A 22950-nucleotide genomic window follows, 5' to 3' on the forward strand; every position below is an offset into this window, starting at 1 on the left:
ACCGCATTTATGCCAGCGTGATCTGCCGCCGCAAAACCACATGCGGCGGCAGAAAAATATTTTGTCCAAGGCCTTAACGGTGCCTGCTCCCGGTGGGCCCGGGATTGGCCCGCAACTGCTTGCGCGCGGCACGGGCATCCTCCAGCCGCCGCAGCCTTTCGAGGCGGCCCTCCTCCTCGTCATGCCGCACCACAGGCGGTCGCTTCTGCCGCACAGGTCGCGCGCTGCTGAAACGCCGCGCAAGATGCGGCAGTTCAGGGGGCACATCGGCTGCGGGATCCCCAAGGGGGCAAAACGGGGCGCTTGTGCTCTCACCTCCGCCAAGATGCATGGCCAGCCTGGCGCTGAGCGCGCGCATGAGCGGTACAAGGTCTGTATATTCCTCATTCAGGCCCAAACCGTTCAGGTGCCACCGCCCATGCCCATGGACCACCTTGCGCACCCCTTTAAGCTCCCGCTCGCGCATGTTCAGACTGATGCGCACCTCGCCCTCGGGCAAGTGCAGCACAAGGGCCTCGCCCCGCGCTTCGCCCTGCCCCTTGGCGAGAGACTCAAGCCGCATGCCGGGCGGATTGCCCGCCAGCCGCAAAAGGTCTTCCAGTCCGGCGCGGGCTACGCGCAGGTGTTCGCTGGAAGCCATATTTTTTTGATCTTCCTGAATTTTTTCTTCCATCTGGCGAATGCGCTCAAGGCATTGGGCGCGCTCGTCCTCTAGCGTGGTCAAACCACGCTTCATCAGCCGCACGCAAAAAACCACAGCCGCCAAAAAAACCGCACCAGCGCCGGCCCATTCCCATAGCGCCATGGTCGCTCCCTCCGCCTGCTCCAATATATATCCGACCAACTGTCACAGCGGCGGCCTCTGCTGTCAAGCGTTAAGCCTTACATTAAAAGTCGCGGCCTCTTTCCTTTTTTGCGACAAGCCTGTAACGTGGGAACCAATAGCAGATGGAAGACTTGTTCCTTTCCCTAGTTTCGTTCACCAGGCCGCCAAGGGCGCGCCATATCGCTTACGAAGGGAGAAAACCATGCCTACTCCACTGGAAATGCAACGCACGTTCGCCATCGTCGGAACCGGCGGTTGCGGCAAAACATCCCTGGCAGAGATGCTTCTCTATAAGGCCGGGGCGGTAAATCGCCTGGGGGCTGTAGAAGACGGCACCACATGCCTTGACTACGAACCCGAAGAAACCCGCCGACGCGGCTCCGTTCAACCCTCCTGCGCCACATATCTCTGGAATAAAAACCGCCATTTCCTTCTGGATATCCCCGGTGACGGCAACTTTACAGGCGACATGGAATGCCTGCTCAAAGGCGTGGACAGCGTTGTTTTTGTGCTGGACGCCGTGGACGGCGTGCGCCCCCTTGCCAAAAAATTCTGGAATCTGGTCCGCGCAGCCGGATTGCCCTCCATTATAGTGGTCAACAAGGTTGACCGCGACCGCGCCGATTTTCAGATGGCCCTTGACGGGCTCTCCGGCCTGAACGTCAAGCCCGTTGTGCTGCAATTGCCCATTCGCCAGGGCGAATCCTTTGTGGGTGTTGCCGATGTGCTGACGGGCAAGGCCCGCATGTTTGGCGAAAACGGCGCAGCCGCAGAGGCTGAAATCCCCGCTGCCCTGGCTGACGATGTCAGCCTGCTGCGCGATGTGACCATAGAAAATATCGCAGAAAGCGATGAAGAACTCATGGAAAAGTATCTGGAAGAAGGCATTCTTTCAGAAGATGACCTCAAAACCGGCCTGCGCTCGGGCGTGCTCAAGGGTGAGCTTACGCCGGTGCTGGCCTGCTCGGCTCTTGAAAACAAGGGCGGCGAATCAGTGCTGGCCGCCATTGAAGCCCTGCTGCCCTCGCCCCTTGATCGCCCGCCTTTTGCTGGCCGCGATGGCGCAGAACGCGCCGCTGACCCGGATGGGCCGGTGGCCTGCTTTGTTTTCAAAACCCTGGCCGATCCTTTTTCGGGGCAGCTTTCCCTTTTGCGGATTCTTTCCGGCACCATCAACGGTGATGCCACGCTGAAAAACTCCCGCACGGAAGAAAACGAACGTCTTGGCAACCTACTGTACATTCAGGGTAAAACGCAGACTCCCTGCAAAGAGCCCATTGGCCCCGGCACCATCGTGGCCGTTGCCAAGCTCAAGAACACCCGCACGGGCGACACCCTCTGCGATGAAAAAGCCCCCTTTGCCCTGCAAATGCCCACCCTGCCCCCGCAGCTCATTACCTACGCCCTCGCCCCCAAGGAAAAAGGCGAGGAAGACAAGGTCTACGCCGCCATGCAGCGGCTGCTGGACGAAGACATCACCCTGCGTCTGGGACGCGATGAAGAAACCGGCGACATCCTGCTTTCCGGCATGGGGCAGTTGCATATCGAGCTTTCGGTCGAAAAGGCCAAACGCCGCTTCAAGGTGGATATCGTACTCAAAACGCCCAAGGTTCCCTACCGCGAAACCGTGCGCGGCAAATGCCAGGTGCAGGGCCGCCACAAAAAGCAGTCCGGCGGGCGTGGTCAGTTTGGCGACTGCTGGATTGAAATGGAAGGCCTGCCGCGCGGCTCCGGCTATGTGTTTGAAGACGCCATCGTGGGCGGCGTTATCCCCCGCCAGTATGTTCCCGCCATCGACAAGGGCGTTCAGGAAGCCGCCGCGCGCGGATTTTTGGCCGGATGCCAGGTGGTGGACTTCCGAGTCAAGGTCTACGATGGCAGCTACCACACGGTAGACTCGTCAGAAATGGCCTTCAAGGTGGCTGGCTCCATTGCTTTCAAAAAGGCCATGGAAGGGCTCAAGCCCGTGCTGCTCGAACCCATTGTACTGCTCACCGTTTCCGTGCCCGATGAAAGCATGGGCGATGTCATCGGCGACCTTTCCTCCCGCCGGGGCAAGGTGCTGGGTTCGGATTCGCAGGGCGGCAGCACGGAAATCAAGGCCCACGTGCCCATGAGCGAAGTGCTGCGCTACGCGCCCGACCTGCGCTCCATGACCGGTGGACAGGGATTCTTCACCATGGAATTTGCCCATTATGAAGAAGCCCCGCAACCCGTGGCGGAAAAGGTCATTGCCGAGCACCAGAAGCACAAGGCTGCCGAATAACCACTGGGGTGGGGCAGACCACCTCTTCCTCTTATAGATGACAAACCGGCTGTTTTCTGTAAAACAGCCGGTTTGCGCGTCTTTGCCGCAAACAGCAAAATACGAAAAATCATGGAACGACCGCTTACAATATTCTGCACGCCCTTGCCCGCTGGCTCCATTATAGAGCTGGAAGGCTGGCGGCGTGCCCTTGAAGCGGCGCTGGAACCGTGGCTGGACGACAGGCAGCTTGCCCATGTGCGCCGCTTTGGCCGCTCGCCCAACGGGCAGGCCGAGACGCCGGAGGCGCAGCAGAACGTACTGCGGGCGGCTCTGTCGCGGCTGCTCGCACGCGCCCAACTGGTGACGCATGCCGCGCAGCAGGCCAAGACACAGTTCTCAACCGCAACTGGGCCGCTGCCACACCTGGGCATGGATACTCAGGGCCGTCCCCTGCTCCCCGGTTGGCATGCGGCCTTCAGCCACAGCGGCGAGGCGGCCTTTTGCGCCCTTTGCCCTGGGCCAGCAGATGCAGAGCTGGCCTCTCATGCCATGCCCCCGCACGCGCTGGATGCCGAATCGTTGCTTTCCCTGCCGCCTGCCCCCAATGCCTTTGCCCCGTCAGAATTGCCCCGGCGCGAGACCGGTTTTCCACAGCAGAGCATCAACCGCGAAGCCCTGCGCCGCTGGACAATCAAGGAGGCGCTGCTCAAGGCATCCGGTCTGGGGCTGGGCATGGATCCTGCCAGGGTTCCCACAGGCGGTTTCGGGCAAAGAGCCGGGATCTGGCACGGGCCGATGGGCGTATTTTACTGGCGCAGTCTGCCCAGCCCCGGCCACTGGCTGAGCGTTGCACAGCAGGTGAGCGCCAAAACAGCCTTTCCACCAGAATTTTTTCGACCACTGGTGCTCCGCCAGAGCCCGACTACCCTGCTGCGCGCCCTTTCCGCCTTACGCCCGCGCGTCTAAGCGCCCCGGCAGACATTTTCTTGCAAGGCGAACGTTTTTACGGCACTCTCCGCCCATGCCGCGTTTTCACCTTGTCACGCTTTTTCCCGAATTTTTCGAGTCGCCCCTGTCCACCGCCCTCATGGGCCGTGCGCGGGAGGCTGGCATTGTGGAATGCAGCTTTCATGATCCCCGGCAGTTCAGCACCGACAAGCACCGCCACGTGGACGACCGCCCCTACGGCGGCGGCCCCGGCATGGTCATGCAGGGCGAGCCTCTGGCCCGTGCCCTGCGCTCCATTGAGCGACCAGGCCGGATGCTGTTCATGGCCCCCGGCGGCCGCCCGCTGACGCAGGACATGGTGCGCGACCTTGCCCACGAGGAAGACCTGACCATTGTTTGCGGCAGGTACGAAGGCATTGACGCACGGCTGTTGCAGCTTTTTCCGCTTGAACCTGTGAGCGTGGGTGATATTGTACTCAACGGCGGCGAAAGCGCGGCTCTTTCCGTGCTGGAGGCCGTGGCCCGACTCATGCCCGGCTTTATGGGCAAGGAAGAATCCGGCGACGATGAAAGTTTTTCTCACGGATTACTGGAATATCCGCACTACACGCGGCCAGAATCCCTGGAAGGCCTGTCTGTTCCCGAGGTGCTGCAAAGCGGCGACCATGCCCGCATTGCCCAGTGGCGCAGGCAGGAATCCGTGCGCGCCACCTTGCGCATGCGCCCGGAAATGTTGAATGAAGCGCCGCTCTACCGCGAAGACGTGCAAACGCTGGCTGAAACCCCGCGTGACAGGCCCGGACGCAACCTTTCGTTCTGCCTTGTTCACTACCCGGTTTCCCTTGGGCCAAAAAAAATCGGCGCTTCCTCTTTGACAAATCTGGACATACACGATATAGCCCGAATTTCCCGCAGCTATGCGATGGGTTCCTTTTATCCGGTGACCCCTCTTCGCGACCAGTTGCGGGTGCTGGAAGAAATTTTGCGTCACTGGACGCGGGGGCCGGGCGGTACAGGAAACGCCGACCGCGCTCAGGCCCTCGGCCTGGTGCAACCCGCGACTTCGCTTGAAGAAGCGGTGGCGCATATGACCGCGCAGCATGGAACGCGACCCAGACTGGTGGCTAGTTCTGCCGTCTGGCCTGCCAAGGGCAAGGCATCCCAACCGGGACGCATGCCCATGACTCCGCGTGACGTGCGGCGCTGGTGCGACCAGGGGCCGGTTATGCTCTGCCTGGGCACGGCGCAAGGGCTTGCGCCGGAGGTGCTCGAACAGTGCGAAGGCACTCTGAGGCCGGTGCGTTTTTTGGGCTACAACCATCTTTCGGTGCGCAGCGCGGCCGCCATTCTGGCCGACAGGATATTAGGCGACTACTACTGACGCAACACGGCGGCCTGAGCGCATCGGCGCCGCTTTGCAACGACGCAACAATCCGCCCGGATTTGCAAGGAGTTCACGATGGACATCATCAGGAAAATTGAACTGGAAAACCAGCGCATGGATCTTCCCGCGTTTCGCTCCGGCGACACGGTGAAAGTGCACCTGCGCATTGTGGAAGGCGAAAAAGAACGTATCCAGGTCTTCCAGGGTAACGTTATCCGCATCAAGCGCGGCACCACCAGCGCCACCTTTACGGTGCGCAAGGTTTCCGACGGCGTGGGCGTGGAACGTATTTTCCCGCTCAACTCGCCCTTCATCGACCGCGTTGAGCTGATCACGCAGGGCCGCGTGCGCCGCAGCCGCCTGTACTACCTGCGTGCCCTCAAGGGCAAAGCCGCGCGCATCAAGCCGCGTGGCCGCTTCTGATCCTTTTTTAGGCATCAGAATCGCAGCGAGCGTTTTTACGGCGCGCCAGGGCATGCAGGCAACTGCAAAATCCCTGGCGCGCTGTTCGCGCGTCTTTAGAACACTAGCACTTGAAATGCTCGCGTACGGTAGACAAAGCCTGCCTGCTCGCATTTCATGGCAAGGATTTTCAGAAAAATCCTTGCAGAGCAGTTAACTCATTTCATTCGTAAACGGCTTTAAACCGACGCGCTGACCATCACGCATTGACCATGGGATCGCGGCCATTGCTGCGCAGCGGAGAAATCATGGGCAGAAAAGCAACGAGCCGCCCGGCAAAGCCGCGCAACCAGCAGGCACAGGCGAGCCTTGTCCAACTGGTGAGCACCTCGAGCGCCCCGCTGCCTCAGGATGATTCTTCCCTTTTGCAGGCAAACAGCCAGACTGTCCCGCAAATTTTTACCGCTGGCATAGACGAGGCCGGTCGCGGTTGTCTGGCCGGGCCGGTAGTAGCCGCTGCGGTCATATTGCCGGAGTGCTACGACCTGCCGGGCCTCAACGATTCCAAGGCATGCAGCGCCAAAACCCGCGAAATGCTCGCCCCGCGCATACGTCAGTGCGCAGTAGCCTGGGGGCTGGGCGTGGTGTGGCCCGCCCGCATTGACGCCATCAATATTTTGCAGGCTACCTTTGAAGCCATGAGCAGGGCCGTGCGCTGCCTGCGGTGCGCGCCAGCGCATCTGCTCATTGACGGCAACAAAACCGTGCCCGGCGAGGTTTTTGCCTTCCACTGGCGCAAGGGGCACGCAGCCCCCCTGCCCTCGCAGTGCTGCATTATTGGCGGCGACGCCAGCGAACCTGCCATTTCCGCCGCGTCCATCCTTGCCAAAACTTACAGGGACAAGCTCATGACCCGGCTGGGAAAACGCTGGCCCGGTTATGGGTTTGAAGCGCACAAAGGCTACGGCACAGAGGATCATTACGAAGCCTTGCGCCGCCTTGGCCCCTGCCCCCAGCACCGCTTGACCTTTCGCGGCGTTTTGCCTGAAAAGCCCAGCCCGCAGCAGGGCAGCCTGTTGTGACGCCGCGCTGGCTGCAAACACTTTTTGGCGGCAAGGATGAACAAGCCGCCGCCCCGGCCCATCTGAACCTTGGGCGCAAAGGCGAGGAAGCCGCCCGCAAGCTGCTGCAACGCAACGGCATGGAACTGCTGGACTGTAACTGGCGCAGCGGCAGGCTTGAACTCGATATTGTCTGCCGCGATGGCGACACCGTTGTTTTTGTCGAAGTAAAAACCCGCAGCGGTTCAACCTACGGCGGCCCCGCCGCCGCACTGACCCCTGCCAAGCAGCGTACCCTGTGCCGGGCGGCCAGGGCGTGGCTTGCGGCCCACGATGCATGGAGCAGCCCCTGCCGGTTTGATGTGGTCTGCATTGTGCGCGAGGGCGATACCCTGCACCTGGAGCACTGCCGCCATGCCTTTGAATGCGAACCGTCTGTGGATAGTGGCAACGCCACTTGGCAACCCTGGTGATCTTTCGCCGCGAGCGCGCGAAGTGCTGGCGAGCGCCGATCTTGTGCTAGCAGAGGATACCCGCCGCACTGCCCGCCTGTTGCGCGACTGCGGCATTGAAGCCCGTCGGCTGCTGAGTTTTTACGATCACAACGAGGCCGAACGTCAAGAGGGCGTATTGCGCATGCTGCGTGAAGGCCAGACAGTTGCCCTTGTCTCCGATGCCGGAACGCCGCTGCTGGCGGATCCCGGCTACCGGCTGGTGCGGGCCTGCCGCAAGGAGGGCCTTGCCGTATCCCCCCTGCCGGGGCCTTCGGCTCCTGTGACGGCCCTTTCCGCCGCTGGTATTCCCCCGCTGCCGCACAGTTTTCTGGGTTTTTTGCCGCGCGATGCCGCAGGGCGCGATGCCCTTTTTGCCGCCTTTGCCCATGTGCCGGGCGCACTCATTTTTTTTGAGCGCAAGGATCGCCTCAAGGAGAGCCTTGCCCAGGCCGCCCGCATTCTTGGCCCCCGCGAGGTGGCCGTGTGCCGGGAATTGACCAAGGAACACGAGGAATTTATAGTAGGTCGTCTGGAAGACAGCGAGCTGCTGCCCGATGAACTGCTGGGCGAAATCACCGTGGTTGTCGGCCCTCCGGAGCAGGCAGAGCGCACCCCAAGGGAAGATGTGCTGCTGCTGGCGCAAGAGGAACTTGCTCAGGGCGGCAAGCCCCGTCAGATTGCCCGCAGGGTGCAAGATGCCGTGCGCGGCTGGTCGGGCAAGGAAATTTACGCCCTGCTGACGGGTACAGAGCCAGCAGAGCCGGAAGCTTAGGGGCTGTTCACTCCAGGGCTCTTTTGCCTCCTGCTTGCGTCAGGCCAGCAGTTGCGCATGCTGCGGAACCAGCTTGCGGCAGCAGATCGTGGCTGAGTGATCATAAGGCGGCGCTTTCCTTTTGAACGCGCCCTCGCTGCAACGGCCAAACCGGCATGCCACGGGGTTGCCATGTATCCCACACGCGTTGTACTTGCCTGCCTCGCGCGCACAAGCTGCATCAATGCAGCCATGACCGCCCGGGGGATGCAGCAGATAGGTTTGGCCTACGTGCTGGAACCTGCCCTGCGAGAGCTGTATCCCGAGCCGCAGGCCTTTGCCCGCGCCATGAGCCGTTACGCGGGACACAGCAACACCCATCCCTTCATGATTCCCCTTTTCGTGGGCATCCTGCTCTCGCTCGAACAGGCCATCGCCAAGGGGGCGCTGCCGGAGGGCGTGCTGAATTCCGTGCGCGAAACACTGGCCACAACCCTTTCCGCCCTGGGCGACTCATTTTTCAGCGGCACATTGCTGCCCCTGTGGTCGCTGCTCAGCATCAGCCTGCTGTTGGCTGGCTTTACCAACATGGCCATGCTGCTGGCGGTGATTCTGTTCGGCTCCCTGCTGCTGTTCAGGGCCATCTGTTTTGTTTCCGGCCTGCGGTACGGGCTGACCACGCTCGCCCGCCTGCGCAAGCTCAACCTCATCAACTGGGTGGACAGGCTCAAGATGGTCAATGCGGCGCTGGCTGCCCTGGTCATCTGGCATCTGCCCATCAGCACCATGAAGCCCTTTCCCTGGACTGCCTATGCCATGGGCGCCGCAGCGGTGCTTGCCGCCGCATGGCTCGTAGGGCGAATGCGCCTGCCACGGCTGCTGCTTTGGGTTGTGACAACAGGAGCCCTTATTCTCGTGGACTTGGGCTTCATAGGCATGTAGAATATACGTGTTTTTCGGTAGTGGACACGCTTTGTCCCCCCTTGGCCGATAACACGCTCATAAGGTAAGATGATGGAAGAAGCCATAGAACAAACGCCGCGCGGGCTGGCGCTACGGGTATGCATTGGCCTGCGCAACGGCCTGCACGCCCGACCGGCGGCCCGTCTGGCGCAAGAGGCGCAGCGCTATGCCTCAGATATACTGCTTGTCAGCGACACAGGCGAAGTAGACGCCAAAAGTATGCTCGACATCCTTTCCCTTGCGCCGCCCGCCAATGCAGAACTGACCCTGGTGGCTCAGGGTGACGATGCCCGCGAGGCCCTTTGTGGTCTGGCCCAATTTTTAACCAAGTTACAGGACTGACATGGCCCGCGCGGTACTTTTCGGCACACCTGTTTCGCCTGGCATAGCCATAGGCAGGGTGCGCTTCATGCACAAGACACGGCAGGATGACGAACGTCGCATCACTGCCGCCGAAGTAGCTGCGGAGCAGGAGACCCTGCGCGCCGCCGCTGAAGGCGTGCGCGCCTCACTGGCCGCCACCATGGAAAATGTGCCGGAAGACCTTTCGGAATACCGCGACGTCATCGCCGCCCAGATGGAAATGGCGCGCGACCCCAAGCTGCTCAAGGCCGCGCTGGCCCGCATAGAAAGCAACCTTGTGTGCGCCTCGTGGGCCCTCAAGCTCACGGTGGATGAACTGTGCGCGCTGTTCAGAAGCATGGACGACGCCTACCTGCGCGACCGCGCCCAGGATATCCGCGCCGTGGGTCTGCGCCTGCGCGAGCATCTGGCGGCAGACCCGGCCCACAAGGGAGAGGATGAAACCCCCGGCGTGCTGGTGGCGGAGGACCTCTCCCCTGCTGATGTCATGGAACTCAACCTCGACCGGGTGCTGGGCATTCTGACCGCAGAAGGCGGCCCCACCTCCCACACGGCCATTTTGTCGCGCGGGCTGCACATTCCCTGCCTTGCGGGCGTTACCGGGCTTATGGACATTGCCCGCGAAAACGAGACGCTGGTAGTTGACGGCCTCGGCGGCAGCGTGCTGCTGAGCCCCGATGAGGCTGACGAGGCCCGCTTTGCGGCCCGGCGCGAGGAATATACGGCGTGGGAAGACCTCACGCTCAAATCTGCCCGCTGGCCCGCCGAGATGTGCGATGGCGTGCGCGTGGAAGTGCAGGCCAATCTTGAAGGCACCAACGAGCTGTCTGCTCTTGCCCAGTGCGGGGCCGACGGCGTGGGCCTGTACCGCACCGAATTCGCCTATTTTACCGACCGCCTGCCGTCAGAAGAAGACCTGCTGGCAGAATACGCGTCAGTGGCCCAGCGAGCTGCGCCGGATCGCGTGGTATTCCGCACGCTTGACGTGGGGGCAGACAAGATGCTCCACGCGCAGGCAGTGCTCAAGGAGCCAAACCCCGCGCTGGGGTTGCGCGGCATACGTTTTTGCCTGCGCCATCAAGGCATTTTTCGCACGCAGTTGCGGGCGCTCATGCGCGCCGGGGCCATGGGCAATGTGGCCATCATGCTGCCCATGATTTCCTGCCTGGATGAAGTGCAGCAGGTACGGCGCATCATGCAGGAGCTGCATCAGGAGCTTGCGGCGCAAAACCTGCCCCATGCCCCCTTGCTGCCCCTGGGCGTCATGGTTGAAACCCCGGCTGCGGCCCTTATTTGCGATGCCCTTGCGCGGGAATGCGACTTTTTCAGCATCGGCACCAATGACCTTATCCACTACATAATGGGCATTGACCGCAACAACCGCCATGTGGCCTACCTCAACGAGCCGCTGCATCCGGCTATCGTGCGCTCGCTCAAGCACATCATTGACGCCGCCCACCGCGAGGGCATAGGTGTTTCCGTCTGCGGCGAGCTTGCTTCTGACCCCTTTGGCCTGGCCCTGCTGCTGGGCATGGGCGTGGACACTGTGTCCGCCGCCCCCCGATTTGTACCGGGCATGAAGCACCTTATACGCCAGTTCAACGCCCAGACCTGCATGGATCTGGCCAACAGCGTGCTGCTCAGCACCGATGTGGCCGCTTCCAAGCGCATGGTGCGCGAAGCGTTGCAACAGTCACTGGGACAGGAACTGGCATTTCACACCACAAGCCTTTTCACATACAGTCACCCATGAGCCAGAAAACACCCCCATCCACTGTGGCCCTGAACAAAAAGGCCCGCCACCTCTATGAACTTTCCGAGTTCACCGAGGCGGGCATTGTACTGACCGGCCCGGAAGTCAAAAGCATCCGCGCGGGCAAGGTCAACTTTATTGATAGCTATGTAGACTTTCGCCAGGGAGAAGCCTGGCTTGTTTCGCTGCACATCGCGCCCTACGCCAACGCGGGCTATGTGTCGCAGGAGCCGGACCGCGCGCGCAAACTGCTGCTGCACGAGCGGGAAATTTCCAAATTCGCGGGGCTGGTGGCCCAGCAGGGCCTGACGGTTGTGCCCGTGCGCCTCTACTTCAAGAGGGGCAAGATCAAGATAGAAATTGCCCTCGGCAAGGGCAAAAAACTGCACGACCACCGCGAAACACTCAAACGCAGGGCGGAGGAACGGGATATGGCCCGGGAGTTGTCCTAGGGCCTGTTTCTAAATAATTCTTTTGGCCGATCACTGCGTCATCCAGCATTTTTACTCCAGTCATGGACAGAAAAAGTCCACTCCTGTCGTAAAAAATACTGTTTTCCTTGTCCTCGGCGCAAAATATTTTATTTAGAAACAACCCCTAGATGCAAATTTCCTTCGAAAATGTGCATTTTCAAAGTTTGCAAGACTCCCGCTTCGGCGTTTAACAGCGCAGATAAACTGCGATTGCGTGAGCAGGTGCTCTTGCTGCAAGGGCGCGACACCTCACATCTCTCCCAAGGCTCTTCATGCGGCACCCTCCATTGCAAGCCCCCCTGCTCTGGCAGACATATCTGGGCTTCTGGATAGCGGGCATTACCGCGGCCCCCTGGCCCCTGCCCTCGCTTTGCTGCGCCTTGCTGCTGCTTTTTGTGGATGCCCGCCTGTGGCGCGCCGCGCGCACGGCTCTGGCCTCCTTGTGCCTTTTGGCGGGATTTCTGACAGGATACTGGCAGCTCTATGGCTGCCCGTGGCAAACCCTGCTCACAACAGAAGAGCAGGCAAGGCAAACGGGCCAGCCGCCCCAATGGCTGCACGAATCTGCCCAGCCGCCGCGAGTGTGCGGCATTGTGCGCGATATGCAGGGCCTGCCCGACAACCGCCTGCGCCTGCTGCTGAGCGATGTGCGCCCCGCCGATACGGACGGCAGGGACGGCTTGCCCTCTGCCTCTGATGCTGCCGCAATACCGCCAGGCGCCGCAAATTCAACTGTTCGCCCTCTGCCCGGCAAACTGGCCTGGACATGGGAAGCGCCCACAGCCGCCATTGCCCTTTCTCCTCCGCTCCCCGGCCAGACAGTCTGCCTGACGCGACGCCCCATGCCCGCGCAGGGCTTTGCCAACGAAGGCCAGACCGACTGGGGCCTGTGGCTGGCGGCTCAGGGTGTGCGCTGGCGCATGTGGACTCTGGGCAATCAGGGAGAGCCGCACATTTCCGGCCAGCCAACCCTCTCCGCCCGCTGGCGCGAATCATTGCGGCAGGATTTTGTGCACGCGCTGTTTCCGGCCCAGGCGGCGGCACAGTCCCATACGGGAGGAGCAGACGAAACCATAGCGGCTGACGCTTCCCCTCCACCAGCCCATAACAAACCCACGCCGTACAAGCTTTCACAGGGCAAGGCCATCCTGCTGGCTCTGCTCTTTGGCGACAGGCAATACCTGAACCAGCAGACACTGAACAATTTTGCCTCGGCCACGCTTGTGCACAGTCTCGCCCTTTCCGGCCAGCACCTTACAGTGGCGGGCCTTGTGGGCCTGCTCTGCGTACTTGCCGCCGCGCGGGTTCGCCCCGGCATATACCTGCGCCGCCCCCGCGCCGTCTGGGCGCTGCTGGCAACACTGCCGCCAGCACTGGCCTACCTGTGGCTGGGCGATGCCCCGGCGTCATTGCTGCGGGCTGCCGTCATGCTGCTGCTTCTTGCCGTCTATTTTTTGCGCGGGCGGCCCCACACAACGCTTGATGTGCTCTGCGCCGCCTTGCTCTGCATCAGCGTGGTCTCCCCGCTGAGCATGCTGGACACAGGCCTGCAACTTTCCGTGCTGTGCGTGGCGGTCATCGGCATGAGCCTGCCCTGGCTGCGGGTGCTGGCCCCGGAGCCGGATGCGGCTGCGCAAATACGGCAGGGCAACGGCCTTGGCAGACATGTGAATCAAAAGATCCGCCGGGGAACGTGGGTATTAACGCGGATATTTCTGGTTTCCCTGGGCATCCAGATTGCCCTGCTGCCTCTGAACATGCTGCTGTTCAACAATATGGGGCACTGGTTCTGGCTCAATGTGCTCTGGCTGCCCGTGGCCGACATGCTGGTGTTGCCCGCCTCTGTGCTCGGCCTGTTCCTGTCCGCTCTTGGTCTTGACCTTGCGGCGCGGGCAGTGCTGGACATGGCGGCTCTGCCCTGCCAATGGCTTACAGACTGCCTTGCGTGGCTGGCTGGCGCAAACCTGTTGCAGCCCCCGGCCCTGCTGCGCCCGCACTGGACAGCCCTGCCAGCTTTTGCGGCCTTGCTTGGGGCGCTGGCGCTGAAGGCGGGGCGCGCAGACCTGCCCCGCGCGGCGCGACGTCTGCTGCTGGCCGGGGCGCTGCTGTTATGCGTTGGCCCGGCCCTGCGCACCGCAGAGCGCCTGTCAGACCATATCCGTCTTGATGTGCTGGATGTGGGGCAGAGTCAGGCCCTGCTGCTGCGTCTGCCGGGGCATGTGCGCCTGCTGCTGGACGGCGGAGGCAGCGCCTCGCCGCGTTTTGATCCGGGGCAGGCGCTGGTGGCCCCGGCCCTGACCTATAATGACGCGCCGCACCTGGCCGCCATACTCAACACCCACCCCGACCTGGACCACATGGGCGGCTTGCTGCACATACTGCGCGTTTTTCGTGTGGATCACCTGCTGGACAATGGGCGCGAAGGCAAGGGCAGTTGGGGCGAACAGTGGCGCGCGGCGCGCACGGCCCACAACAGCCGCGCCCTTGTCCGTGGCGATGTTCTGATACTGGGCAAACCGTCTCTGGGTCTGCGCCTGGAAGTTCTGCACCCGCCACTGAACGAGTGGGACGCATGGCAAGGCAACGATGCCTCGGTAGTGGCCCGGCTGACTCAGCATGGCCGTGGTCTGGCCCTTTTTCTGGGCGATGCGGAACGCCCGGTGCTGCGCCGTCTGATTGATAATGGCGATGACCTGCGCGCCGAGGTTGTTGTTGCGCCGCACCATGGCTCTGCCACAGGATTTCTGCCGGAATTTTATGAGGCGGTGCACCCCGGTATTGTGGCCGCCTCGTGCGGATTTGAAAACCGCTATGGCTACCCTTCACAACCACTACGCGCATGGTGCGATGCCGCCAAGGTGCCGCTGTACTTTACAGGGCGCGACGGCGCTGTGCGGATTATCTGGCCCGCGCGCGGCGACAGTCTTGGCCCGCCAGCCGTTCATTCCGCGCGGCCCTGAACGCATACACCCCGGCGGCCTTTGCGGGCAACCGGGGTGCATCAGGAGGAACAACAAGGCCTCTTGCAGGCATTGATTATTTTTTAAGCCAGGCTTCTACCATCTGGGGATTTTCCTTCATGAAGCGGCGGGCGTTTTCCAGAGGATCTGCGCCCTTTTCCTGATTCCAGTTCATGAGCCTCTGGAGCTGGCTTGGATCTTCGTACCGGAAGTTGGTCAAAAAGGCCCAGGCATCGGGGTGATCCTTTTTCAGCTCTTTGCGGCCAACCTTGAAAATGCCTTCTTCCTTGCCCAGGCTGCCCAGCGGATCATCCAGATAATGCATCTGCCAGCGGCCAAACATCCAGTGGGGCGACCATGCCGTCACCACAATCCATTCCTGCTTGCGGATGGCCTCAGCCAGGCTGGAGGTCATGATGGTTCCGCTGCCCTCCACAAGCTGCAACTGCTTTATATCATAGTCTTTAATGGCTTTTTCCGTGAGCTGCATCAGGCCGGAACCCGGATCAATGCCCACAATGCGCCCCTTGAACTTGTCCGCATTGGCGTCCAGTTCATCAATGGACTTGAGCGGCACATAATCCGGTACGGCCAGCCCCAGACGCGCGCCGCCCACAAGCTTGCCCAGCATTTCCACCTGATTTTTCACCTTGCCGTACATGGCGGCGTGGGTGTCAGGCAGCCAGGCAGTCACCATGGCATCGGCATCGCCGGTGGCAATACTCGTCCACAATATTGGCTGGGTAACGGGCAGCAATTCCACCTTGTAGCCGAGCTTGTCTTCCAGCACGGCCTTGGCAAGATTGCTGGAGGCAGTGGCGCAATCCCATTCGACATAGACAATTTTAAGGGTTTTGTTCTGTTTGCTGCCGGCAGCGGCCTGAGCAGGCCACACCCACAAAACCATGATGGCAAGAACCATTATAAAAAGTCTGCGTGTCATTGCGTCCTCCCGTCTAGTTTTGTCCGGCGCATTTTTGCGCCAACGCACGAAAGAGGCGATCAAGTGTGATTGCCACGATAACAATTCCAAGTCCGGCTTCAAAGCCATTTCCTATCTGCAATCTCTGAATTGCTTTCCAGACTTCACCGCCAAGGCCGCGCGCACCGATCATGGCAGCGATGACCGCCATGGAAAGCGCCAGCATGATTGTCTGGTTTACGCCCGCCACAATGGTGGGCATGGCGAGGGGCAGCTCAAGCTTGCGCAGGCGCTGCACACGCGTGAGGCCAAAAGCCTCGGCGCACTCCACAAGGTCTGCGGGAATCTGCCGGATGCCCAGGCAGGTGAGGCGAATGGCTGGCGGCACGGAAAAGACCACCGTTGCCACAACGGCGCTTACCTTGCCGATGCCGAAAAAGGGGATGGCGGGGATAAGATACACAAATGCGGGCATGGTCTGCATAACATCCAGCACGGGCATGATGATCTGCCTGCCCCAGCCCGACACCGCCGCCAAGATGCCGCAGGGAACCCCCAGCAGCACGGAAAGCAAGGTTGCGGAAAGCACCAGGGCAAGCGTGCTCATGGTCGGTTCCCACAAGCCAAGGTTCCACAGCAGGGCAAAGCCCAGCATGGAAAAGGCGGGCAACTTGATACTGCGCGTGGCCCACCAGCACACAAGGCCCAGCAGGATGATGAAAAGCCAGGGTTGGGGCAACATGAGCAGATTTTCAAACCCGTCCAGCAGCGTGCCCATTGCCGCAGAACCAGCGCGGGTAAAATCCGAGCAGGTTTCCACCAGAAAGTCTACGGAGGCGTCAATGCTCTGGGCCAGGGGAATTCTAGGCAGCATTTTGACCTCCCGCTTCCATGCCTTCCACCATTGCCGCCAGCAGCAGGCCGCGCACGATGACGCCCTGGAGCCTCTGCCGCTCGTCAACAACGGCCAGCGGATAAGGAAGCTCAGCCATGATGGGCATCACTTCTGCAATGGGGGTCGAGGGCGCGACTGTTGTTATGTCGCGCTGGGTGATGGCGGCAATGTCCGTCTTGCCTTGGGCCACCATGCGCTCGGCGTCGGCGGCATACAGAATGCCCGCAAAGCGCCGCTGCGCATCAATGACAAACAGCGAGCTTATGGAATGCGCGGCCATTTTGCGCAAAACGGAATGCGGCCCGTCAAGGCCCAGTACGGCCCAGTCTTCTGACCGTTTCATGATGCCGCCAGCCGTGAGCACATGGGTCACGTCGGCGGAGGCCACAAAGCGGGCCACGTGACTGTTGGCTGGCGATTGCAGTATCTGCTCCGGCGTGCCGGTCTGCACCACCGCGCCGTCCTGCAGCAGCACAATGCGGTCGCCAAGCCGGAAGGCCTCGTTCAGATCATGGGTAATAAAGATGATGGTTTTGCGGATATCCTGCTGGAGGGTCAGGAGTTCTTCCTGCATTTCCTGCCGGATAAGCGGATCAAGCGCGCTGAAAGCCTCGTCCATCAGCAGCACTTCCGGCTCCATTGCCAGGGCGCGGGCAAGGCCCACACGTTGCTTCATGCCGCCGGAAAGCTGCCGGGGATAGGCGTTAGCCCACTGGGAGAGGCCAACGCGCTCGAGCATTTCGCCGCTTTTTTTCAGGCGAAGGGCCTCGCCAACCCCCATGGCCTCCAGGCCAAAGGCCGCGTTTTGCAGCACGGTGCGGTGCGGAAAAAGGGCAAAATTCTGAAAAACCATGCCAAAGCAGCGTTGCCGCACGCGACGCAGCTCGCGCGGTTTCATCTGCATGATGTCCCGATCATCTACCAGCACGGAACCAGCCGTAGGCATGATGAGTCCGTTGAGACAGCGCAGCAGTGTGGACTTGCCGCTGCCGGAAAGCCCCATGACCACGAGCAGCTCACGCTCAGCTATATTGAGGGAAACATCACGCAGTGCCACAGTGGAGCGGGTCTGCCGCAAAATATCTTCGCGGGAACGCCCCTTGGATGCCAGTTGAAGGGCATGCTCCGGATTTGGCCCAAAGACCTTGAACAGATTCTTGACGGAAATCTTCGCCATATACTCTCCTTCTGCCGCAGCAGAAAACCGCTGCGGGTGTAGCCCCTGAGGAGGGACGAGTATATGGAAGCACGGCCCCAATATGGCCGTCAAAACGAACGGGCTGGAGTCATCAGCGCAGACAGCACCAGCTCTTGAACGCCTCCTCGGTTACTACCGAACTTCCATAATGTTAACACAAAATCGTTAAACAACCACAACAGAAAAAATCACAATTCTACACACAGCATACCATGCCACGTGCCCATGATGTTTGTAATTTTTGTACCGATAATGACACCATACTATAAACTAAAATTTTGTGCAAATATGGCAATTTGCTGCTGTGTAATACAACATAAATAATGTGTTGCATCATAAATTTATGCAAGACAGGCAAAGCGCAAATGACACTTCCACCATGACGAGCATATGCACTCAAGGGGCGGGAAATTGAAGAAGGAAGGGGAAGGCGTTTTCAACAGCGGGCAAGCGGGAGTTCATTCCAGCAGGTTGTGAGCCGGGGGGAGCGGTGTTCCTGCCGCATATGCCAGGGAGCCTCGCCCATGCCCTGCGCGCCAAAGATAACCGTATCCCGGCCAAAACGGTTATTGATGCTGTCCAGCGATCGCATGAGGCTCTGCCGCCGCCCATCGCCGCCGGATTCAATCCCGGCCGCAAGGGCCAGCAGGCTGCCCTGCACGGCATCGGCCCGTTCAAGGCCGTAGAGCATCACCCCTGCCTTGGCATAGGCAAAGCCGGGCAAAAATATGCGCTCCAGCCCCTCCAGCGCCGTGCGGATGAACATCTGGCTGTCAGCCGTGGGCAGGGGCAGGGGGCACTGGGCTGTCTGGTCGTAAAGCCGCTCTTCCGCTGCCGCCTGGCCGGGGCGCGCCGTGCGGATATGAACGCCCAGCCCGCTGGCCACAAGGCCCTCGCGCCGCAGCCGCGTGGCCGCGCGCACGGCAAAGGTTGAGAGCGCCTGCGCCAGCATGGCCTTGTCGTGGATGCGCTGCGCAAACGAACGCGTGGACATGAGTGTTTTGCGCGCCACAGGAGCGGTCTCGTTGCCAAGGCAGGGAACACCGCGCAATTCCAGAGCCGTGCGCCAGCCCGTCACGGTGAGCAGACGGCGCAGCATGATGTCGTCAGCGTTTTTCATATGCAGGGCCGTGCAGATGCCCTCGGCCCACAAGCGCCGCGCCTGCCGCCGCCCAACGCCCCAAACATTCTCAACGGGCGTACCGGCAAGCACGCGGTCGATGTCGCGCTCTTGCCGTACAAGGGAAAACACGCCCCCGTAGGACGGATGCTTTTTGGCCACATGTGTGGCAATCTTGGCAAGGGTGCGCGTTGCTCCAACCCCAACGGAAACTGTGATTCCCGTCCAGCGCTGAATGCGTTGCCGCACATCGCGGCAGAATTCGGGCAGATTGGCCCGCTGGGGGGCCTCAAGCCGCAAAAAGGATTCATCAATGGAATACGGCTCCACCAGAGAGCAGCACTGCTCAAGGATGCTGATTACCCGTGCGGAAATATCGCCGTACAGAGCATAATTAGAGGAAAATACCGCTACGTTCAGCGCGCGCAACTGGGAACGGAGCTTGAATTCCGGCGCGCCCATGGGGATGCCCAGAGCCTTGGCCTCAGCCGAGCGCGACACGATGCAGCCATCGTTGTTGGAGAGCACAACCACAGGGCGATCGGCAAGATCGGGCCGGAACAGTTTTTCGCACGAGGCGTAAAAATTGTTGCAGTCCACAAGCGCCCACAAAGACGCTGGCGAATCAGAGCTTGTGGACGACATAGGTAACAACGCCCCATATATGCACAAATTCGCTTTCTGTAATGTCGATGGGGTCAAACCGGGGATTCTCTGGGGCGAGCAAGACGCGTCCATCGCGGCGCAGCAGGCGCTTGACGGTCAGTTCCCCTTCCAGTGCGGCGATAACCACCTTGCGGTGCCCTGCCTCTACCGAGCGGTCAACCACCAGCAGGTCTCCGTCATGGATACCCGCGCCCAGCATGGATTCTCCATGAGCGCGCAAAAAGAAGGTGGCAGCCTCGTTGCGCACCATGTGCCTGTGCAGATCCAGCTTGCAGTCGAGGTAATCCTCCGCCGGAGAAGGAAAACCCGCCTCCACAGGCGCAAGATACAGGGGCAGCCCCGCCCTGTGGTCAGAAACGGCCGCTGCCGGAGCCAGCAGTTCCAGTGAAGACGAAATGAAAGCCATACCGCCTCCTGTGGATCGGTTCACCGCAGCCCGACGGATGCGGATGGCAAAATCTGCAAAAATGTGGGGCAAAACCACGCGACCATCAGTTTTTAGCTTATTTTCTCCTTGCAAGCAACGCCTGAGATTGATACCCTGAATGAAAAGTTGAAACAACCCCGCCGAAAGCGTGTGCGGCAATCACCCATTCGCGCGGAAGCGAGGAACGCAATGCCTGAAAAATCAGAGTTCAAAGAAACATTGCAAAGGCTTATGCAGGCCCTCAGCGTGGTCAGCGATGCGGAACTGGCAAGATCGCTGGGCATCACCCCACAATCCGTGTGTGGAGCGCGCAAACGCGGCGAAGTGCCGCCTGCGTGGATTCAGACCTGCGCCGCCCAGACAGGCGTAAACGCCCACTGGCTTTTTTTTGGCAGCGGGCCCATGCGGCTGCCGGAGGCGGCGGATGGCGAACTGCCCAGCATTCAGGCGGATTGTGAAACTGATCTTATCAGTGTGCCGCTGGCAGAAGCGCGGCTCTCTGCCGGAACGGGCAGTCTTGAGGTCAACAGTCACAGCCAGGGCAGCTATGCCTTCAGAGGCGATTTTTTACGCCGCAAGGGCAACCCCCGGCGTATGGTGCTCATGCGTGTTTCTGGCGACAGCATGGTGCCGGAAATTTTTGATAACGATCTGGTGCTGCTGGATCGGGGGCAGACGGAAATCAGCCCTGGGCGGCTTTATGCCGTTGGCTTTGAAGACGCCATCTATATAAAACGCATTGATAAACTCCCCGGCAAAATTGTTCTGAACAGCGTCAACCCGGCCTATCCACCTGTGAGCCTTGACCTGCGCGGCGACTGCGCCGACCAGTTCAGGGTTATTGGTCGCGTGCTGTGGTCTGGAAGGGAATACAGGTAAGAATGCTTGCGCACGGCACCCGGCGCGCGTACACTTTCAACATATAAGGTTTTTTCGCCAAGGAGTCTGGGATGTCGTCTGCTCGTCGATCCTTTGCAACGTTCTTTGCCAATCTTGCCGCATTCAGTGCGCTCTGCGCCGTGCTGCTTGTTGCCCACCCCGCCCTTGCCGCAGAGGCCGCGCCACAAGCTGCGCCCCCGGCGCAGCAGGATGCCAGCGCCGCCGCTGCCGCCGACAGCCCTGATCAGCAAGACTCCGCCCTCCCGGCGGAGAATCTGTTCAGCCAGACCTATCAGGCCTGCATGGACGAAGCTGCTGGGGTGACAACCGGCATGCAGGACTGCATGAGTGCGGAACAGGAACGGCTTGAAACCCGCCTGAACGCGCAACGCGCGCGCGTTGCCGCCACCCTGAACCCGGAACGCGCCAAGGCTTTTAATGACGCTCTGAGCGCGTGGGACACCCTGCGCAAGAGCGGTTCCCTTGCCATGTTTGACCCCAACGGCGGTACCCTTTCGCCGCTTATGGCATCGCTGTGGTATCTGGAACAAACTGCCCGCATGACGCGCTGGGTTGACGTCTTGCAGGAAAGCGCCGAACAGTAGCGAACAAAATCCGGCATCACGGCTGGTGCAAATCAATGACATGCAAAGGCGCATCCTTGGGGGTGCGCTTTTTTGTGCCCGCCTCTCGTGCAACAGGCGAAGCAGCGGCGCTCTATGTGCAAACAACATTCTGTCACTCTTATATACCGAAATAACTCAATAATTTATACTATTAGTTTTAGCAAGTTAGCATATTTTACTTCTCACTGGCTACAAAAACAGACTAACAATCCAGTAATTACAAACCGTTGCGTCTATCATCAGTTGCCAGTATACTCCCGCGATGCAAACTATGGCGGGGATCTGAAATGCTGCGCATCCATCATAGTCATTCTTGCCGGGTGCCTTCCAGACCTGGCTGCTATTTCGACTGACCACCTCCCAGCAAGCCTGTCATAGATGTCAATACCGGGAAAGCCCTCAACATGTGGATTCCAAAAGAAATGCGGCGAGTTGAAACGTGGAAATATATCGCCAGAGCCGAGGAACGAATGTGTTCAGATGGGGACTATCTGGGCAAGCATATTGATGAGTTCTCTTCATTCCAAAGATCAATATACAAAAAATACAATGACGATGGTGACAAAACCTGGGCATATTACTACGATTCCCCTGCTGCACCAAGCAGGATGGACTCTTTTACAATCAAGCGCATGACTGTTTTCAATCTGTACACGGACAGAAACGGTAAAATTTATGGCTGCACGTGGGCCAGATATTCCGGTGGCTACCACAGGGACCACGGCACGGACGATTGGCTAACCCCGTAGAGCAAGGTCCCAGCAATGAATATGCCCGATCATCAACAGCATACTGTCAACACCGCAAAAAGAACGCCTGATGGAACTCCTGTTATTCTGTAAAAGCATGCTTCTCGGCCTGGCGGTGGCAGCTCCGCTCGGGCCCATCGGCGTATTGTGCATAAACCGCACGCTTGAGCGCGGCTTTTGGGCTGGGGTAGCCGGAGGGATGGGAACGGCCCTGGCCGATGCCATCTACGCGAGCCTTGCGGCGATCGGCTTTTCAGCTTTAACGGCAACACTGACGACGCTTGCCCCGTGGCTCAAGCTTGCAGGCGGTCTGTTCATGCTGTGGCTTGGCTGTAGCAGCCTGCGGCCAAATCCCCGGCGGGCATCAACACCTGCCCGCACCAATGAATTCAGGGGACTCTCCGGAACTATCGCCGCTACATTTCTTCTTACGCTCACCAACCCGGTGACCATCTTCTCCTTTGCGGCACTGTTCGCTGGCCTCGGCTTGACCGATACGCCGGGGGCAACCAATGCTCTTGCCGTTGTTGCCGGAGTATTTCTGGGGTCGTTATTGTGGTGGTTCTTGTTGAGCGGCGGGGTTGCTCTGGCCCAGCGGCGCTTGCCCGAAGGATTTTCCCTTTGCGTATCAAGAATGTCCGGGGTGATCCTCATGGGTTTCGGTTTTTATGCGCTCGGCTCTCTGCTTTACGCTGTAATGCAGCAACCTTGAAATGCAGCCACTCTCGGAGCGTTCCCCCTCATAACGGACAAGGTGCAAATGTAAGCAAGCTGCACATCCCCACTGCAGTGCCGATCAAAAAGATCACAAAAGGGCCGCAGGAACATATATTATTCCTGCG

21 protein-coding genes are annotated in these 22950 nt (G+C 60.2%); 15 read left to right on the forward strand and 6 right to left on the reverse strand.

Features of this window, described 5'->3' with window-relative positions; genetic code table 11:
• Window positions 1-73 precede the first annotated feature (73 nt).
• On the reverse strand, window positions 74-805 hold the full coding sequence (locus ACUZ9Q_RS10310; RefSeq protein WP_449247822.1) for a hypothetical protein: 732 nt from the start codon (window positions 803-805) through the stop codon (window positions 74-76).
• Between the two features lie 223 nt (window positions 806-1028).
• Here ACUZ9Q_RS10310 and ACUZ9Q_RS10315 point away from each other — a divergent pair, with 223 nt between their 5' ends.
• The 12 genes from ACUZ9Q_RS10315 (at window position 1029) to ACUZ9Q_RS10370 (ending at window position 14626) form a co-directional block, all read left to right on the forward strand.
• Window positions 1029-3092 (forward strand): elongation factor G, encoded by a 2064-nt coding sequence (locus ACUZ9Q_RS10315; protein ID WP_227118237.1) that lies wholly within the window; start codon window positions 1029-1031, stop codon window positions 3090-3092.
• Between the two features lie 111 nt (window positions 3093-3203).
• Window positions 3204-4040 carry a 4'-phosphopantetheinyl transferase superfamily protein gene (locus tag ACUZ9Q_RS10320; RefSeq protein WP_449247823.1) on the forward strand — a complete coding sequence of 279 codons (837 nt, stop codon included), beginning with the start codon at window positions 3204-3206 and terminating at the stop codon, window positions 4038-4040.
• 55 nt (window positions 4041-4095) lie between these two features.
• Window positions 4096-5403 carry a tRNA (guanosine(37)-N1)-methyltransferase TrmD gene (gene trmD / locus ACUZ9Q_RS10325; RefSeq protein ID WP_227118239.1) on the forward strand — a complete coding sequence of 436 codons (1308 nt, stop codon included), beginning with the start codon at window positions 4096-4098 and terminating at the stop codon, window positions 5401-5403.
• A gap of 78 nt (window positions 5404-5481) precedes the next feature.
• Complete coding sequence (rplS, locus tag ACUZ9Q_RS10330; RefSeq protein WP_022658201.1) at window positions 5482-5829, forward strand: 50S ribosomal protein L19; 348 nt, start codon at window positions 5482-5484, stop codon at window positions 5827-5829.
• A gap of 287 nt (window positions 5830-6116) precedes the next feature.
• Window positions 6117-6890 (forward strand): ribonuclease HII, encoded by a 774-nt coding sequence (locus ACUZ9Q_RS10335; protein ID WP_449247824.1) that lies wholly within the window; start codon window positions 6117-6119, stop codon window positions 6888-6890.
• A 62-nt stretch (window positions 6891-6952) separates the two neighbouring features.
• A complete protein-coding gene (locus ACUZ9Q_RS10340; RefSeq protein ID WP_192113900.1) occupies window positions 6953-7342 on the forward strand; it encodes a YraN family protein in 390 nt (129 codons plus the stop codon).
• Window positions 7284-8135: a 16S rRNA (cytidine(1402)-2'-O)-methyltransferase gene (gene rsmI / locus ACUZ9Q_RS10345; protein ID WP_297894592.1), complete on the forward strand. Its 852-nt coding sequence runs from the start codon at window positions 7284-7286 to the stop codon at window positions 8133-8135. Before ACUZ9Q_RS10340 ends, rsmI begins: the two co-directional genes overlap by 59 nt.
• A 171-nt stretch (window positions 8136-8306) precedes the next feature.
• Window positions 8307-9056, forward strand: coding sequence for a PTS system mannose/fructose/sorbose family transporter subunit IID (locus ACUZ9Q_RS10350; RefSeq protein ID WP_192113876.1), 750 nt, complete (start codon window positions 8307-8309; stop codon window positions 9054-9056).
• Between the two features lie 72 nt (window positions 9057-9128).
• On the forward strand, window positions 9129-9419 hold the full coding sequence (locus ACUZ9Q_RS10355) for an HPr family phosphocarrier protein (protein WP_449247825.1): 291 nt from the start codon (window positions 9129-9131) through the stop codon (window positions 9417-9419).
• Window position 9420: 1 nt separating this feature from the next.
• Window positions 9421-11193 carry a phosphoenolpyruvate--protein phosphotransferase gene (gene ptsP, locus ACUZ9Q_RS10360; RefSeq protein ID WP_449247826.1) on the forward strand — a complete coding sequence of 591 codons (1773 nt, stop codon included), beginning with the start codon at window positions 9421-9423 and terminating at the stop codon, window positions 11191-11193.
• Window positions 11190-11645, forward strand: a complete 456-nt coding sequence (smpB, locus tag ACUZ9Q_RS10365) for an SsrA-binding protein SmpB (protein WP_449247827.1) — start codon at window positions 11190-11192, stop codon at window positions 11643-11645. Before ptsP ends, smpB begins: the two co-directional genes overlap by 4 nt.
• 293 nt (window positions 11646-11938) lie before the next feature.
• Window positions 11939-14626 (forward strand): ComEC/Rec2 family competence protein, encoded by a 2688-nt coding sequence (locus ACUZ9Q_RS10370; protein WP_449247828.1) that lies wholly within the window; start codon window positions 11939-11941, stop codon window positions 14624-14626.
• A 76-nt stretch (window positions 14627-14702) separates the two neighbouring features.
• Here ACUZ9Q_RS10370 and ACUZ9Q_RS10375 read toward each other — a convergent pair whose 3' ends face one another.
• From ACUZ9Q_RS10375 to ACUZ9Q_RS10395, 5 genes are all read right to left on the reverse strand, one after another.
• On the reverse strand, window positions 14703-15569 hold the full coding sequence (locus tag ACUZ9Q_RS10375; protein ID WP_192113880.1) for a glycine betaine ABC transporter substrate-binding protein: 867 nt from the start codon (window positions 15567-15569) through the stop codon (window positions 14703-14705).
• Between the two features lie 13 nt (window positions 15570-15582).
• The gene (locus ACUZ9Q_RS10380) at window positions 15583-16422 is read right to left on the reverse strand and encodes an ABC transporter permease (protein WP_022658192.1); all 840 of its coding nucleotides are present in this window, start codon (window positions 16420-16422) and stop codon (window positions 15583-15585) included.
• Window positions 16412-17620 carry a quaternary amine ABC transporter ATP-binding protein gene (locus ACUZ9Q_RS10385; protein ID WP_323390275.1) on the reverse strand — a complete coding sequence of 403 codons (1209 nt, stop codon included), beginning with the start codon at window positions 17618-17620 and terminating at the stop codon, window positions 16412-16414. The genes ACUZ9Q_RS10380 and ACUZ9Q_RS10385 overlap by 11 nt, the downstream gene beginning before the upstream one ends.
• A 457-nt stretch (window positions 17621-18077) precedes the next feature.
• A complete protein-coding gene (locus ACUZ9Q_RS10390; RefSeq protein WP_449247829.1) occupies window positions 18078-19406 on the reverse strand; it encodes a Y-family DNA polymerase in 1329 nt (442 codons plus the stop codon).
• Window positions 19387-19833 carry a LexA family protein gene (locus ACUZ9Q_RS10395; RefSeq protein WP_192113884.1) on the reverse strand — a complete coding sequence of 149 codons (447 nt, stop codon included), beginning with the start codon at window positions 19831-19833 and terminating at the stop codon, window positions 19387-19389. Before ACUZ9Q_RS10395 ends, ACUZ9Q_RS10390 begins: the two co-directional genes overlap by 20 nt.
• 210 nt (window positions 19834-20043) lie before the next feature.
• Between ACUZ9Q_RS10395 and ACUZ9Q_RS10400 the strand changes: the two genes are divergently transcribed.
• The 3 genes from ACUZ9Q_RS10400 to ACUZ9Q_RS10410 all read left to right on the forward strand — a co-directional run bounded on the left by ACUZ9Q_RS10400 (window position 20044) and on the right by ACUZ9Q_RS10410 (window position 22820).
• Window positions 20044-20733, forward strand: coding sequence for a LexA family transcriptional regulator (locus tag ACUZ9Q_RS10400; RefSeq protein WP_192113885.1), 690 nt, complete (start codon window positions 20044-20046; stop codon window positions 20731-20733).
• Window positions 20734-20804: 71 nt separating this feature from the next.
• Window positions 20805-21338 carry a lysozyme inhibitor LprI family protein gene (locus ACUZ9Q_RS10405; protein WP_192113886.1) on the forward strand — a complete coding sequence of 178 codons (534 nt, stop codon included), beginning with the start codon at window positions 20805-20807 and terminating at the stop codon, window positions 21336-21338.
• Between the two features lie 840 nt (window positions 21339-22178).
• A complete protein-coding gene (locus ACUZ9Q_RS10410) occupies window positions 22179-22820 on the forward strand; it encodes a LysE family transporter (protein ID WP_192113887.1) in 642 nt (213 codons plus the stop codon).
• The last annotated feature ends 130 nt before the right edge of the window (window positions 22821-22950 follow it).

It is taken from the genome of Desulfovibrio desulfopostgatei (genome assembly GCF_053570645.1).